Genomic DNA, 14,441 nt, shown 5'->3' on the forward strand with positions numbered 1-14,441 from the left:
ATCCGCAGGCCAGTGTGCACCCGGATGCCCGGCTGGGTGCCGACGTGCGCATCGAGGCCGGTGCGGTGATCGAGGCCGGCGCACAGGTCGGCGACCGGGTGGTCGTCGGCGCCGGCTGCTCTCTGGGCGCTGGCGTCAGCGTTGGCGACGACACGCGCCTGTCCCCCAGGGTGACGCTGCTGGCCGGTACCCGGGTCGGTGCCCGTTGCCTGATTCACCCCGGCGCGGTGCTCGGCGCCGACGGTTTTGGGCTGGCCAATGACCGCGGGGTGTGGGTCAAGGTGCCGCAACTCGGTCGCGTGGTGGTGGGCGACGATGTCGAGATCGGCGCCAACACCACCATCGACCGCGGTGCGCTGGATGACACGGTGATCGGCAATGGCGTCAAGCTCGACAACCTGATCCAGGTGGCGCACGGCGTGCGCATTGGTGAGCACACGGCCATCGCCGCCTGTGTCGGCATTTCCGGCAGCACCGTCATTGGCCGTCACTGCGTGATCGGTGGCGGTGTCGGTTTTGTCGGCCATCTCGAAATCTGCGACCGCGTGATCGTCACCGGCATGTCGATGGTGGCGCAGTCGATAACCCGCCCGGGTGTTTACTCGGGTATTCCGGCCGAGGATGCCCGCCGCTGGCGACGCAACGTCGGCCGTTTCCATCAACTCGACGAGCTGGCGCGGCGGCTGCTGCGCCTGGAACGCTCGAACAAGGACGCTGTCGATGAGTGAGCCGGAGATCTTGAACGCAACTGACATCATGCGCCTGTTGCCGCACCGCTACCCGTTCCTGTTGCTGGACCGGGTGGTGGAGTTGCGGTTGGGCGAGCGCCTGACGGCGATAAAGAACATCACAGTCAGCGAGCCGTTCTTCCAGGGTCACTTCCCCAACTACCCCATCATGCCCGGCGTGCTGATCCTGGAGGCGATGGCGCAGGCCAGCGCCGTGCTCGGCTTTCGCAGCACCGGCACCAGCGCCGCGGATGACAACGTGTATCTGTTCGTCGGCATCGACAAGGCGCGTTTTCGCCAGGCCGTGCAGCCGGGCGACCAGCTGCTGATCGAGGTCGAGCTCAAGCGCGCGGTGCGGGGCATGTGGATGTTTGCCTGCAGCGCCACGGTGGACGGTCGCGAAGCGGCGTCGGCCGAGATCATGTGCACGCTAAAGGCAGTCCAATGATCGATCCCACCGCACGCGTCCATCCCGATGCCCGGCTTGCGCCCGATGTCGAGGTCGGGCCCTATGCGGTGATCGGTCCGAAGGTGCAGATCGGCGCCGGTAGCGTTATCGGCCCGCACGCGGTGATCACCGGCGATACGCGCATCGGGCGCAACAACCGCATCTTTCAGTTCGCGTCCATCGGTGAAATTCCGCAGGACAAGAAGTACCACGCCGACGACGACACGCGCCTGGAAATCGGCGACGACAACACCATCCGCGAGTTCTGCACCATCAACACTGGCACCGTCGGCGGCGGCGGGCTGACCCGCCTGGGCGACAACAACTGGTTGATGGCCTACGTGCACATCGCGCACGACTGCCTGGTCGGCAGCCACACCATCTTCGCCAACTCGTCCTCGCTGGCGGGCCATGTCGTCGTGGAGGATCACGTCATCCTGGGCGGGTTCTCGCTGGTGCATCAGTTCTGTGCACTGGGCGCGCACAGTTTCCTGGCGGTCAGCTCGGTGGTTCTCAAGGACGTGCCGCCGTTCGTCATGGCCGAGGGCAACTCGGCCCGCCCACGCGGCATCAATACCGAGGGTCTGCGCCGGCGCGGGTTCACCGGTGACGACATTACCGCCATCCGCAACGCCTACAAGACGCTGTATCGCAACGGCCTGCGCCTGAACGAGGCGCTGGCGGTGCTGGACGGGGAAGGCTGTTCCCACGTGGCCGACATGGCAGCCTTCGTGCGCCGCTCGCAGCGCGGCATCATCCGGTGACGGTCTGATGGCCGCCCGCTTGCGGGTTGGCCTGATCGCCGGCGAACCGTCCGGCGATGCCCTGGGGGCGGCGCTGATCGCGGCCCTGCGCCGGCGGGTGCCCGAGGTGGAGTGTTTCGGCATTGCCGGAGCCGCCATGCGCGATGCCGGGTGCCGTGCCCTGTACCCGGCCGAAGACCTGGCGGTGATGGGCATCGTCGAGGTGCTGGCCCATCTGCCACGCCTGCTGCGCATCCGTCGCGGGCTGGTCCACCAGCTGCTGGCCGATCCACCGGACGTGCTGGTCGGCATCGATGCGCCGGACTTCACCTTGCCGGTGGAGCACCGTCTGCGGCGGGCCGGTCTGCGCACCGTCCATTACGTCAGCCCGTCCGTGTGGGCCTGGCGCGAGCACCGCATCAAGCACATCGCCGGTGCCGTCGATCGCATGCTGACGCTGTTTCCGTTCGAGGCCGGCATCTATGAGCGTCACGGCGTGCCGGTGACCGCGGTCGGTCATCCGCTGCACACGCGTCTGTCGCCGGTCACCGCCACGCAGCGGACCGACGCACGCACGGCCCTGGGCCTGCGCGCCGACCTGCCGGTACTGGCGCTGTTGCCGGGCAGCCGGGCCGGCGAGTACCGGCGCCTGGCGCCGCTGTTCCTGGACACGGCGCAGTGGCTGCGCGCCAACGGCCGGCCCTGTCAGCTGGTGGTGCCGCTGGTCGGCAGCGCCGCCCGCGCCGTGTTGGAGACCGAACTGCGCCGGGCCGGTGCCGGGCTGTCCTGCACCCTGATCGATGGGGGCGCGCAGCAGGCCATGACCGCCGCCGACGCGGTGCTCCTGGCCTCCGGCACGGCCACGCTCGAAGCCATGCTGCTGGCGCGTCCGATGGTGGTCGCCTACCGGCTGGCACCGCTCACGTACGCCATTGCCCGCCGCCTGGTGCGCACGCCGCACGTGGCCATCCCGAACCTGCTGGCCGGCGACCGGCTGGTGCCGGAGTTCATCCAGCACGCGGCGACGCCGGCGGCGCTGGGGGCGGCGCTGGCCGGGTTGCTGGAGCCGGACGCCAACGCCGCCATGCAGGCGCGGCTGGAAGCGCTGCGCCCGCCGCCGGGCACCGACCCGGCCGAGCGTGCCGCGGACGCCGTGCTGGAGGTGGCCGGGTGGACGTGAACGTCCTGCTGGCCGGTGTCGACGAGGTCGGTCGCGGGCCGCTGGCCGGGCCGGTGATCGCCGCCGCGGTGATTCTCGACCCGTCGCGGCCGATTGCCGGTCTGGCCGATTCCAAGGCCCTGAAGGCGCACCGGCGCGAGGCGCTGGCGGCGCAGATCCACGCGCAGGCGCTGGCGGTGGGCCTTGGCCGGGCCGAGGTCGACGAGATCGATCGCCTGAACATCCTGCACGCCAGCCTGCTGGCCATGGAGCGGGCGGTGGCCGCTCTGGCGCTGGCGCCGACGCGCATCCTGGTGGACGGCAACCGCCGCCCGCCCGGGTTGCCGCAGGCCGAGCCGGTGATCGGCGGCGACGCCAGCGTGCCGGCCATCAGCGCCGCCTCCATCGTCGCCAAGGTGGCGCGCGACGCCGAACTCGACGCCCTGGATGCCGTTCATCCGGGCTATGGTCTGGCCCGCCACAAGGGCTACCCGACCGCCGTTCACCTGGCGGCGCTTGCAACCCTGGGGCCCAGCCCCTGTCATCGGCGCAGTTTCGGGCCGGTGCGCCGGCTGCTGGCCACTGAACCGGCCGTGGGCTGACAGCCCCGCGGGCGTGGTGTTCCAGGCGCGCGCCCGGGTGCCCGCCCGGGCGGTCGCGGCGAAAAAACCTCAAGCAGGGCGTGTTTCAAATCTAAAATAGCCCGCCCGTTCTTCAACCCTCCGGTCACTCATGCCGTCTGCGGGCTTCGTCCACCTGTCCCTGCACAGCGAGTATTCGCTGACCGACAGCGTGCTGCGCGTCGGTCAGGTGGTGGACGCGGTGCGCGCCGCCGGCATGCCGGCCGTGGCGGTGACCGACGCCGGCAACCTGTTCGCGCTGGTCAAGTTCTACAAGGCGGCCCAGGCGGCCGGCATCAAGCCGATCGTCGGCGCCGATGTGACGCTGTGGGAGCCGGGCGAGCCGACCGCCAGCCGGCTGGTGCTGCTGTGCCAGAACCACGCCGGCTACGTGAACCTGTGTCGGCTGCTCAGCCGCGCCTATGTCGAGGGCCAGCGGGCCGGCCGTCCCGGGCTGCAGCGCGACTGGCTGGCCGGGCACGTCGATGGGCTGATCGCGCTGTCCGGCGGCGTCGGCGGCGATGTCGGCGCGGCGCTGCTGGCCGGCGCCAATGAGCGCGCCGCGCGGCTGCTGGCCGACTGGCAGGCGCTGTTCCCGGACCGCTACTACCTGGAGCTGACGCGCACCGGCCGGCCCGGCGAGGAGGCTTACATCGCCGCCGCGGTGGAGCTGGCGCTGGCCGCCGGCGTGCCGGTGGTGGCCACCAACGACGTGCGCTTCGTGTCGGCGGACGATTTCGAGGCACACGAGGCGCGGGTGTGCATCGCCGAAGGCCGGGTGCTCAACGACCCGCGCCGGCCGCACCCCTACAGCGAGCAGCAGTACCTGCGCACGGCGCAGGAAATGGCGGTGCTGTTCGCCGATCTGCCGGAAGCGCTCGAGAACACCGTTGCCATCGCCCAGCGCTGCAACCTCGAGCTGACGCTCGGCCGGCCGATGCTGCCGGCCTTCCCGGTACCGGCCGGCCGCACGCCCGAGGCGCACCTGGCGGCCCAGGCCGAGGCCGGCCTGCGTCAGCTGCTGGCGCGCGGTGCGCCGGCCGACGAGGCGCCGTACTGGCAGCGGCTGCAGATCGAGCTCGACGTCATCAACCGCATGGGTTTTCCGGGCTACTTCCTGGTGGTGGCCGATTTCATCGCCTGGGCACGCGACAACGGCGTGCCGGTCGGCCCCGGGCGCGGTTCGGGCGCCGGCTCGCTGGTGGCCTGGGCGCTGGGTATCACCCGCCTGGACCCGCTGGCCAACGACCTGCTGTTCGAGCGTTTTCTGAATCCCGAGCGCGTGTCGCTGCCGGACTTCGACGTCGACTTCTGCATGGACGGCCGCGACCGGGTGATCGACTACGTGGCCGAGCGCTACGGGCGCGAGCGGGTGTCGCAGATCATCACCTACGGCTCGATGGCGGCCAAGGCCGTGGTGCGCGACGTCGGCCGCGTGCTGGGCCTGCCGTACGGGTTCGTCGACTCGATCGCCAAGCTGATCCCGTTCGAGCTGGGCATCACGCTGGACAAGGCGCTGGCCGACGAGGCCGCGCTGCGCGCCCGCTACGAGGAAGAGGACGAGGTACGCACCCTCATCGACCTGGCCAAGTCGCTCGAGGGACTGGCGCGCAATGCCGGCAAGCACGCCGGTGGCGTGGTCATCGCCCCCGGGCCGCTGACCGATTTCGTGCCGCTGTTCTGCGAAGCCGGTGGCGGCAGCCCGGTGACCCAGTACGACAAGGACGACGTGGAGGCGATCGGCCTGGTCAAGTTCGACTTCCTGGGCCTGCGCACGCTGACCATCATCGACTGGGCGCTGAAGACCCTGGCCCGGCGCGATGCGGCGTTTGCCGAATTCGACATCGACCGCCTGCCGCTGGACGACGAGGCCGCCTACGCCCTGCTGCGCCGTTGCGAGACGACGGCGGTGTTCCAGCTGGAATCGCGCGGCATGCGCGACCTGATCCGCCGCCTGCAGCCGGACTGCTTCGAGGACGTGGTGGCGCTGGTGGCGCTGTACCGGCCGGGACCGCTGCAGTCGGGCATGGTGGACGACTTCATCGACCGCAAGCACGGCCGCGCCCAACCGGATTACCTCGAACCGCGCCTGGAACCGGTGCTGCGCGCCACCTACGGCATCATCCTGTACCAGGAACAGGTAATGCAGATCGCCCAGGTACTGGCCGGCTACAGCCTCGGCCAGGCCGACCTGCTGCGCCGTGCCATGGGCAAGAAAAAGCCCGAGGAGATGGCCAAGCAGCGCAACGGCTTCGTCGAGGGCGCGGTGGCCAACGGTGTCAGTGCCGAGCGGGCCGGCGAGATCTTCGACCTGATCGAGAAGTTCGCCGGTTACGGCTTCAACAAGTCGCACTCGGCCGCCTACGCGCTGCTGTCCTACCAGACCGCCTGGCTCAAGGCACACCATCCGGCGGCCTTCATGGCGGCCGTGCTGTCGGCCGACATGGACCACACCGACAAGGTGGTCACGCTGATCGACGAGTGCCGGCGCATGGAGCTGACCGTGCTGGCACCGGACGTCAACCGCGGCCAGCATGCCTTCACCGTCACCGACGACGGGGCCATCCTGTACGGACTGGGGGCGCTGAAGGGGGTCGGCGAGGCGGCCATCGAGGCCATCGTCGAGGCGCGCGCCACCGGCGGACCGTTCACCGACCTGTTCGACTTCTGTCGCCGCATCGATCCGCGCCGGGTCGCCAAGCGCACCACCGAGGCGCTGATTCGCGCCGGTGCCTTCGACGCCCTGAACGACCACCGCGCCGCCCTGCTGGCCTCCCTGGCGCAGGCCTATACCCTGGCCGAACAGGAAAGCCGCGCCGCCGACGCCGGTCAGAACGACATGTTCGGTGCGGCCTTCGCGCCGGCCGACGCCTCCCAGCCGGCGGTGGTGCTGGCCGACTGCCCGCGCTGGAGCGAGGCCGAGCGCCTGGCCGCCGAGCGCGAGACGCTCGGCCTGTGGCTGTCCGGTCACCCCATCGGCGCCTACGAGGCGGAGCTCGAGCGCCTGGTCGACTGCCGTCTGGCGGACGTGCAGCGTTTCGAGGGCCGCACCGCCCGTGTCGCCGGGCTGGTGGTGGCCAGCCGCACCCTGAGCAAGGGCCGGCGCATGACCTTCGTCACCCTGGACGACCGCACCGCGCGCCTGGAAGTGACGCTGTTCGAGGAACAGCTGGCCGGCGCGGCCGACCTGCTGGCGCGCGATCGCCTGCTGGTGGTGGAAGGCGGCGTGTCGGTGGACGAGTTCAACGGCGGCTATCGCATCCGCGCCGAGAAGGCGCTGGCCCTGCCGGCGGCCCGTGCCGGTCGCGGCGCGCGGCTGTATTGCCGGCTCGGCGGGCCGCAGGCCGCGCGCAGCCTGCCGGCGCAACTGGCCGAGACCCTCGGCGCGTTCTCCGGTACCTGCCCGGTTTTGCTGGACGTTCGCGGCACCCAGGCGCGCGGTCTGCTGCGTCCGGGGCCGCGCTTCAATGTACGCGCCGAGGATGCGCTGCTCGAACGCCTGCGCCGCCTGCCCGGCGTGGAGGTGGCAGAATTCCACTATGAGCCGTTGCCGGACACGCGCGGCTCCGTTGTGCCCATGCCGCCGGTACCGCGCGCCGAGCGCCTGGCCGGCAGCGCCATCGACTGACCCGGATCATCGCCCATGGCCTTCCAGTTTCTTGAATTTGAAAAGCCCATTGCCGAGCTCGAGACCCGCATCGGCGAACTGCGCCAGAGCAGCGGCGCGGTCAGCCTGGAGGACGAGGTCAAGCGCCTGCAGCGCAAGGTGGAGAGCCTGACCGACAGCATCTTCGGCAAGCTGACGCCGGTGCAGATCGCGCAGTTGGCGCGCCATCCCGAGCGGCCGTACACGCTGGACTACGTGCGGCGCATCTTCGGCGAGTTCGAGGAGCTGCACGGCGACCGCATGTTCGGCGACGATGCCGCCGTCGTCGGCGGGCTGGCGCGGCTGGGCGAGCGGCCGGTGCTGGTGATCGGCCACCAGAAGGGGCGCGACGTGCAGGAGAAGGTGCGCCGCAATTTCGGCATGCCCAAGCCCGAGGGCTACCGCAAGGCCCAGCGCCTGATGCGCCTGGCCGCGCGTTTCGGGCTGCCGGTCATCACCTTCATCGACACCCCTGGCGCCTATCCCGGCGTGGATGCCGAGGAGCGCGGACAGAGCCAGGCCATCGCCGAGAGTCTGTACCTGATGGCCCGCCTGCCGGTGCCGGTGATCAGCGTGGTGATCGGCGAGGGCGGCTCCGGTGGCGCGCTGGCCATCGGCGTGTGCGACCGCCTGCTGATGTTGCAGTACGGCACCTATTCCGTGATCTCGCCGGAGGGTTGTGCCGCCATCCTTTGGAAGGATTCCGGCAAGGCCGACCTGGCCGCCGAGGCCATGGGGATCACGGCGCCGCGCCTGCACGAGCTGGGACTGGTGGACACCGTCATCGACGAGCCGCGCGGCGGCGCCCACCGCGATTTCGACACCGCCGCCGCCCGTGTGCGCAGCGCCCTGGTCAAGCACCTGGACGAGCTGTCCGGGTTGCCGGTCGACGACCTGCTGGCGCAGCGCCTGGAGCGCCTGCGCGCCTACGGCGTGTTCAAGGACGCGTGATCGCGGACGCTGGCCTGCAGACGCTGCGGGCCGCGTTGCCGGCCGGCGGTCAGCCGGTTACCGTCCATGTCGCCTACAGCGGTGGGCGTGATTCGCACGTGTTGCTGCACTGGCTGGCCGAGCGTCGCGCACGGCTGGCGCCGCACCGCCTGGGGGCGCTGCACGTCGACCACGGGCTGCAGCCGCAGGCCGCCGGTTGGGCCACGCACTGCCACAGGGTGTGCGCCGGGTTGGACGTGCCGCTCGAGGTGGTTGCCGTCGATGCCCGCCCGACATCCGGAGAAAGCCCGGAGGCGGCTGCCCGCGCCGCGCGCTATCGCGCCTTCGCGGCGCGCCTGGCGGCCGGCGACCTGCTGCTGACCGCCCATCACCAGGCCGATCAGGCCGAGACCGTGCTGCTGGCGCTGCTGCGCGGCGCGGGGCCGGCCGGCACCGCGGCGATGCCGCCGCGTCGGCGGCTTGGGGCCGGCTGGCTCGTGCGCCCGCTGCTGGACTGGCCGGCAGCGCGGCTGGCGGCGTATGCCGCGGAGCATGGCCTCGACTGGGTGGACGATCCCAGCAACCGCGATACCCGTTACGACCGCAATTTCCTGCGCCACGCGGTGCTGCCACAGCTGGCCGGCCACTGGCCGGATGCGGCGGCCGCGCTGGCCCGCCATGCCGTCCACGCCGGGGAGGCGCAGGCGTTGCTGGACGACCTGGCGGCGGTCGATGGCTGCACCGAGACCACGCTGGCGGTGTCGCGCCTGACGCCGCTGTCGCCGGCGCGCCAGCGCAACCTGCTGCGCGGCTGGCTGCGCCGGCACGGTGCGCCGGTGCCGTCGCAGCGACGGCTGGAGGAGTTGCTGCGGCAGGCGCTGGTGGCCGGCGCTGACCGCCAGCCGTGCCTCGAACTTGGCGCGCACGCGGTGCGCGCCTGGCGGGGGAGGCTGTATCTGACGCCCCAGCCGCTGCCGCCGGCACCGGCACCACAGCGGTGGCATCTGGCCGAACCGCTGCACCTGCCCGGCGGGGGGCGCCTGTGGGCGACGCCGGCGGTCGGAGACGGGATCGCCGCCGACCGGCTCGGTGCGCCACCGTGCATCGAGGTGCGCTTTCGTGACAGCGCCGGCGCGCCGGTCGGCCTCAAGCAGCGCCTGCAGCGCAGCGGCCTGCCGCCGTGGTGGCGCGGCCAGGTTCCGCTGCTGTTCGGCGGCGGGCGGTTGTTGCAGGTGGCCGGGCAGGCGCCGCTGGAGTCGGCCCGGCCGGGGCAGGGGGGCTGGTGTGTGCATTGGACACCGCCGGCCGACGCGGTGTCTGTGTAGGCTCGCTAGCTCAGCAGGCCGCGGCGCGGGTCGGCCGGCAGGGTCTGTGCCAGGCGTCGATAGGCCTCGCGCGCCGCCTCGCTGTCCGGTTTGGGCGCGACGATCTTCAGCACCACGAACTGGTCGCCCGGTGGCGTGCCGGGCAGACCACGGCCACGCAGGCGCAGTTTGTCGCCGCTTTGCGAGCCGGCCGGCACGGACAGCTCCACGGCGCCGCCGAGCGTCGGCGCCTTGACCGTGGCCCCGAGTGCCGCTTCCCACGGCGTGATCGGCAGATCCACGAACAGGTCGGCACCCTGGGGGCGATACAGGCGGTGCGGGGCGAACTCCACTTCCAGGTACAGGTCGCCGCCGCCGCTGCCCTGGCCGGCCAGGCGGATGCGCTGGCCGGCGCGCACGCCCTTGGGAATGCGCACCTGCAGGGTGCGGGTTGGGCCACCGGGCTGGCTGAGATTGACGTTGCGCGTGCTGCCGTGAAAGGCGTCTTCGAGCGTGATCTGCACACGCGCCTGCTGGTGCTCCGGGCGGGTGCCGTGCCGGGGGCGCGGGCCACCGAAGCCGGCGGCGCCGAACAGGGAATCGAAGAAGTCGCTGAAGCCCGAGCCGCCCGGCGCGCCACGAAACTCGAAATGGGCGTTGTCCCAACCCGGTGGCGGCGTGAAGCCCTGGCCGGCCCGCCAGTTGCTGCCGAGCTGGTCGTAGGCGGCGCGCTTTTCGGCGTCCTTGAGGACCTCGTAGGCTTCCGCGACTTCCTTGAAGCGAACCTCGGCGTCGGCTTCCTTGCTGACGTCCGGGTGGTATTTGCGTGCCAGCCGGCGGTAGGCGCGCTTGATGTCCTCCGCGCTGGCGTCGCGGGCGACGCCGAGGGTCCTGTAGTAGTCCTTGTATTCCATTGGCCGTTCAGCTGCGCGGATCGGGAGCCTGCCGGCGCGTCGCGGGGCGCCGGCAGGCGGCCCAGTCTAGCGGTTGCCGGTTGTGGTTCAGGCGTTCACCGGAATGCGGCGCGCCATGACCTTGGCCAGCTTGGGGATCGACACCTTCAGCACGCCGTTGTCGGCGCGCGCCGTGACCTGGTCGATGTCGACCGAATCGGGCACCGAGAAACGGCGCACGAACCGTCCGCGCGGGCGCTCCACGCGCCGAAACTGCTGGGCTTCTTCGGCATCGATGGCGGTCCGCTCGCCGCTGATGGTCAGCACGCCCTGCTCGAGATTGATGTCGACCGCGTCCGGCTGCACGCCGGGCAGGTCCACATACAGCTCGTAACGGTCGGTTTCCTCGCGCACGTCCACGGCCGGCTGCCAGTCGCCGCCGGCCAGCGCCGCGGTGGCGTCCTCGCGCAACGGGCTGGCGCTGAACAGGCGGTCCATCTCGCGCTGAAGTTCGCTCAGCAGGCCGTAGGGCTGTTGTCTGACGATGTTCATGACATACCTCCAAGGGGCTGCTGCGGGCCGTCGCTGGCCCGCGTCGGTGCAGCAGATGGGGGAATGCCGGCGGCTTTTCAAGCGCGCCCGGCGTCAGATGCCGAACTGCACGCCAAGGCCCAGGTACTCGATGCGGTCCGAATAGAACTGGCCGTGCGGCGAGTAGCCGCGGTAACCCTCCACCAGCAGGCGCAGGTAGTGGTCCGAATGCGGCGCGTCGAACTGCATGCCCAGCTTGAGGCTGCTGTCGATCGACCAGTCGTGCTCGGAGAACGCTTTCAGGTCCAGGCCGACGAACGGCCGTCCGCGCAGGCCTGGTAGCAGCCGCGCCGGGTTGGCGCCGAAATATTCCACGCCGGCGTGGGCCATCAGCCGGTCCAGATCGGCCGGCTCGCGGTGCAGCAGCACCTCGCCGCCGCCGTAGACGCGAAACGGCGTGAAGTCGTAGGCCACCAGCGCCTCGAGTGACTCGAAGCTCAGGTTGATGCGCTCGGGCGCCGCGTTGAGCAGGAACTCGTCGCCCAGGTGCGAGCTCTGGTGATACAGGCGCAGCCGGCCGCTGAGGGCGCCCTGGCGCCAGGTGAAGGGGATACCGACCGTGTAGTCGGCATTGATCAGGTCGAACGACTCGGCTTCCAGGTTGAACAGGCCGAACAGACCGCCCGAGATGCCGATGTTCCAGCCGTTGCCGACAGCGTCGACGGCGCCATAGACGGGGAAGTCGGCGCCGTAGCCGACCTCGACCAGCCAGACCCGGTCGATGTCGGTGTCGTAATGGCGCGGCGAGATGAAGAACCGCGGCTCCTTGGGGTCGGCCAGTGCCGGGCGGAACAGCTCCTCGGTTGGAAACCAGCGCTTGCGCACCGCCGTGGCCGGTGTCCGATCGTCGACCAGCTGCACCGTGCGTATGCCGGAAATGGCGGCCAGTTCGGTCCTGGCGGCTTCGGCATCGACAGTGGCAGGTGCCTGTAGCCGCACGCGCCCACGCTCCACGTCGAGCCGATAGCTGCCGCTGGGCCAGCCGAGCTGGAGTTCCAGTACCGCGGCGGCATAGCCGGCCAGGTAGGCATCACTGGGTTCTGCCGGTGGCGACGCCGCGGCGGCGCTGGCAATTCCGAGCAGGCAGGCGGCAAGCAGGCGGGCGGCGGCCATGGGGACTCCTGTGTATGGGTGGGCGCGCGGCGCGTGCCGTGCCCTGGTCGTGTCTCATGCAAAGACCACGCCGCCGGCCCGGCGGTTCCGCCGGCAACGTCCGCCGCGTGAGCACGATCACGGCGACGTGACGGGTTTTGCGTGCATATAGCCGCTTACCGATGACAGCGAGGTGTCCATGATGCATCCCGACCTGCCGTTTGCGGACGCCCTGGGGCCGGTGCGCGTCATCCACGTGCATCAGCCGCAGCTGGGGTTGGCCGGAACCGTGGTGATCGACAATCTGGCGTGTGGGCCGGCCATCGGTGGCCTGCGCATGGAGCCCGATGTCACGGCGGCCGAATGTGCCCGCCTGGCCCGTGCCATGACCTTCAAGAACGCCGCGGCGGGCCTGCCGCACGGCGGCGGCAAGTCGGTGCTGCGCGCCGATCCCGGACTGCCGGCAGAGCACAAGCAGCGGCTGATCCGCGCCTTCGCCGCGGCGTTGCGCGACGAGCGCGGCTACATCTACGGCCCGGACATGGGTACCGACGAGACCTGCATGGCCTGGGTGCGGGATGAGATCGGCCGCGCCGTGGGCCTGCCGCGGGCGCTGGGCGGTATTCCGCTGGACCAGATCGGTGCCACCGGCTGGGGCGTGTGTCAGGCGGCCGAGGTGGCCTTTGCGCAGCTGGGCCGGTCGCTGGCCGGCGCCCGGGTGGTGGTGCAGGGCTTCGGTGCCGTCGGCCGCCACGCCGCGCGCTTTCTGGTGGCGCGCGGTGCCCGGGTGGTGGCGGTGGCCGACTCGCGCGGCGCCGTGCACCGGCCGGACGGACTCGACCTGGAGGCGCTGCTCGCCCTCAAGGCGAGCGGTGAATCCGTCACGGGCTGCCCCGACGCCACGCTCATCGACGCCGAGGCGCTGGTCGGCGTGGACTGCGATCTGTGGATACCGGCGGCGCGGCCGGACGTGATCCACGCCGGCAATGCCGATCACCTGCGTGCGGCGCTGGTGGTGGAGGGCGCCAACATCCCCGTGACCGCCGAGGCCGAGCGCAGCCTGCATGACCGCGGCGTATGGGTGGTGCCGGATTTCATCGCCAGCGCCGGCGGCGTGATCTGCGCCGCCATGGAGTTGCTGGGAGCGACCGAGGGCGCGGCGCTGGCGGCGGTGGCCGAGCGGGTGCGGGCCAACACGGCCACCGTGCTGGCACGCGCACAGGCCACACCGTGCACGCCGCGCGAGGCGGCCGAGGCGCTGGCCACCGAGCGCCTGCAGGCGGCCATGGCCACGCGCCGCTTCGGGCTGTACTGAGGGCCGGTCAGCGCCGTCGCCAGACGGCGGCCAGGGCCAGGCCGGCCACGTTCTGCCAGACCGAGAACAGGGCCGCCGGCAGCGCGGCCAGCGCCGGCAGGTACTTGATGGCCAGCGCCGTGGCCAGGCCCGAGTTCTGCATGCCGACCTCGATGGCGATGGCGCGTCGCTGGGCCGGCGCCGCACCCCCGAACCAGGCGGCGACATAGCCGAGCGCGAAGCCCAGGGCGTTGTGGGCGACAACGGCGCTGGCGATGACGGTGCCGGTGGCTGCCAAGTGGCCCCGGTTGAGGGCCAGGATGATGGCCACGATGAGCGCGATCAGCAGCATCGACAGGCCGGGCATCACGCGCGCCAGCGCCGTGGCCGGGCCGCGCAGCAGGGCGCGCAGCAGCATGCCGGCCAGCACCGGCAGCAGCACGATGCGCAGGATGTCCAGCAGCATGGCGACCGCCGGCACGTCGACCCGCGTGCCGGCCAGCCACAGTGTCAGCCACGGCGTCAGCAGCACCGCCGCCAGGGTGCTGACGGCGGTCATCGCCACCGACAGCGCCACGTCGCCGCGCGCCAGGTAGACCATGACGTTGGAGGCGGTGCCACCGGGGCAGGCGCCGACCAGGATCAGTCCCGCCGCCAGCGTCGACGACAGGCCCAGATAGCCGGCGATGGCATAGGCCAGCAGCGGCATGACCGCGAACTGCAGGGCGACGCCGAGCAGCAGCCAGCGTGGCCGGCGCAGCGCGGCGGTCAGCTGGGCGCCGGTCAGCGTCAGACCCATGCCGAACATGATCAGTCCCAGTGCCGGGACGATGGCCACCTTGAGTGGCACCAGCGCCTGCGGCAGCCACCAGGCGAGCAGGCAGGCCGCCAGCAGCAGGGCGATCGGCGCCCAGTCGCGCCGGCTCAAGGCGCTGGCCGGCGTGCCCGGCAGACCGGACAGTCGGGGTCCTGGCGCAGGCCGACGGTGTGCCA

Annotated in this window: 13 protein-coding genes; 9 read left to right on the forward strand and 4 right to left on the reverse strand. The window is 71.3% G+C overall.

From position 1 onward, the window contains the following. The 8 genes from lpxD to tilS all read left to right on the forward strand — a co-directional run. Positions 1-728 (forward strand): UDP-3-O-(3-hydroxymyristoyl)glucosamine N-acyltransferase (gene lpxD / locus ABYX71_RS05920; protein WP_372695582.1); only part of this gene is annotated, 728 nt, incomplete at its 5' end. Continuing rightward, on the forward strand, positions 721-1,176 hold the full coding sequence (gene fabZ / locus ABYX71_RS05925) for a 3-hydroxyacyl-ACP dehydratase FabZ (RefSeq protein WP_372695583.1): 456 nt from the start codon (positions 721-723) through the stop codon (positions 1,174-1,176). The genes lpxD and fabZ, both read left to right, overlap by 8 nt. Continuing rightward, entirely contained in the window at positions 1,173-1,940 is a 768-nt protein-coding gene (lpxA, locus tag ABYX71_RS05930) for an acyl-ACP--UDP-N-acetylglucosamine O-acyltransferase (protein ID WP_372695584.1), read from the forward strand. Before fabZ ends, lpxA begins: the two co-directional genes overlap by 4 nt. A 7-nt stretch (positions 1,941-1,947) precedes the next feature. Beyond that, complete coding sequence (gene lpxB / locus ABYX71_RS05935) at positions 1,948-3,099, forward strand: lipid-A-disaccharide synthase (protein WP_372695585.1); 1,152 nt, start codon at positions 1,948-1,950, stop codon at positions 3,097-3,099. Further along, a complete protein-coding gene (gene rnhB / locus ABYX71_RS05940) occupies positions 3,090-3,680 on the forward strand; it encodes a ribonuclease HII (protein ID WP_372695586.1) in 591 nt (196 codons plus the stop codon). The genes lpxB and rnhB overlap by 10 nt, the downstream gene beginning before the upstream one ends. Before the next feature lie 130 nt (positions 3,681-3,810). Further along, positions 3,811-7,326, forward strand: a complete 3,516-nt coding sequence (dnaE, locus tag ABYX71_RS05945; protein WP_372695587.1) for a DNA polymerase III subunit alpha — start codon at positions 3,811-3,813, stop codon at positions 7,324-7,326. Between the two features lie 15 nt (positions 7,327-7,341). Beyond that, positions 7,342-8,295, forward strand: coding sequence for an acetyl-CoA carboxylase carboxyltransferase subunit alpha (locus tag ABYX71_RS05950; RefSeq protein ID WP_372695588.1), 954 nt, complete (start codon positions 7,342-7,344; stop codon positions 8,293-8,295). Further along, positions 8,292-9,599, forward strand: a complete 1,308-nt coding sequence (gene tilS, locus ABYX71_RS05955) for a tRNA lysidine(34) synthetase TilS (protein WP_372695589.1) — start codon at positions 8,292-8,294, stop codon at positions 9,597-9,599. Before ABYX71_RS05950 ends, tilS begins: the two co-directional genes overlap by 4 nt. Before the next feature lie 5 nt (positions 9,600-9,604). Here tilS and ABYX71_RS05960 read toward each other — a convergent pair whose 3' ends face one another. From ABYX71_RS05960 to ABYX71_RS05970, 3 genes are all read right to left on the reverse strand, one after another. Further along, the gene (locus ABYX71_RS05960; RefSeq protein ID WP_372695590.1) at positions 9,605-10,492 is read right to left on the reverse strand and encodes a DnaJ C-terminal domain-containing protein; all 888 of its coding nucleotides are present in this window, start codon (positions 10,490-10,492) and stop codon (positions 9,605-9,607) included. 87 nt (positions 10,493-10,579) lie between these two features. Further along, positions 10,580-11,023, reverse strand: coding sequence for an Hsp20/alpha crystallin family protein (locus ABYX71_RS05965; protein WP_372695591.1), 444 nt, complete (start codon positions 11,021-11,023; stop codon positions 10,580-10,582). Between the two features lie 93 nt (positions 11,024-11,116). Continuing rightward, on the reverse strand, positions 11,117-12,175 hold the full coding sequence (locus ABYX71_RS05970) for a DUF1207 domain-containing protein (RefSeq protein ID WP_372695592.1): 1,059 nt from the start codon (positions 12,173-12,175) through the stop codon (positions 11,117-11,119). A gap of 178 nt (positions 12,176-12,353) precedes the next feature. On the opposite strand from ABYX71_RS05970, the gene ABYX71_RS05975 reads away from it, so the two are divergent. Next, positions 12,354-13,469, forward strand: a complete 1,116-nt coding sequence (locus ABYX71_RS05975) for a Glu/Leu/Phe/Val dehydrogenase (RefSeq protein ID WP_372695593.1) — start codon at positions 12,354-12,356, stop codon at positions 13,467-13,469. A gap of 7 nt (positions 13,470-13,476) precedes the next feature. Here ABYX71_RS05975 and ABYX71_RS05980 read toward each other — a convergent pair. Continuing rightward, a partial coding sequence (locus ABYX71_RS05980; protein WP_372695594.1) for a bile acid:sodium symporter family protein occupies positions 13,477-14,441 on the reverse strand: 965 nt, incomplete at its 5' end.

This window comes from Immundisolibacter sp., from assembly GCF_041625615.1.
Taxonomy (GTDB): domain Bacteria; phylum Pseudomonadota; class Gammaproteobacteria; order Immundisolibacterales; family Immundisolibacteraceae; genus Immundisolibacter.

What these genes read in the sequence shown, in the direction of transcription:
- lpxB (WP_372695585.1), top strand. Translation starts at nt 1,948, where the DNA reads ATGGCCGCCCGCTTGCGGGTTGGCCTGATCGCCGGCGAACCGTCCGGC.
- dnaE (WP_372695587.1), top strand. Translation starts at nt 3,811, where the DNA reads ATGCCGTCTGCGGGCTTCGTCCACCTGTCCCTGCACAGCGAGTATTCG.
- ABYX71_RS05950 (WP_372695588.1), top strand. Translation starts at nt 7,342, where the DNA reads ATGGCCTTCCAGTTTCTTGAATTTGAAAAGCCCATTGCCGAGCTCGAG.
- ABYX71_RS05975 (WP_372695593.1), top strand. Translation starts at nt 12,354, where the DNA reads ATGATGCATCCCGACCTGCCGTTTGCGGACGCCCTGGGGCCGGTGCGC.
- ABYX71_RS05970 (WP_372695592.1), bottom strand. Translation starts at nt 12,175, where the DNA reads ATGGCCGCCGCCCGCCTGCTTGCCGCCTGCCTGCTCGGAATTGCCAGC.
- ABYX71_RS05965 (WP_372695591.1), bottom strand. Translation starts at nt 11,023, where the DNA reads ATGAACATCGTCAGACAACAGCCCTACGGCCTGCTGAGCGAACTTCAG.
- fabZ (WP_372695583.1), top strand. Translation starts at nt 721, where the DNA reads ATGAGTGAGCCGGAGATCTTGAACGCAACTGACATCATGCGCCTGTTG.
- lpxA (WP_372695584.1), top strand. Translation starts at nt 1,173, where the DNA reads ATGATCGATCCCACCGCACGCGTCCATCCCGATGCCCGGCTTGCGCCC.
- ABYX71_RS05960 (WP_372695590.1), bottom strand. Translation starts at nt 10,492, where the DNA reads ATGGAATACAAGGACTACTACAGGACCCTCGGCGTCGCCCGCGACGCC.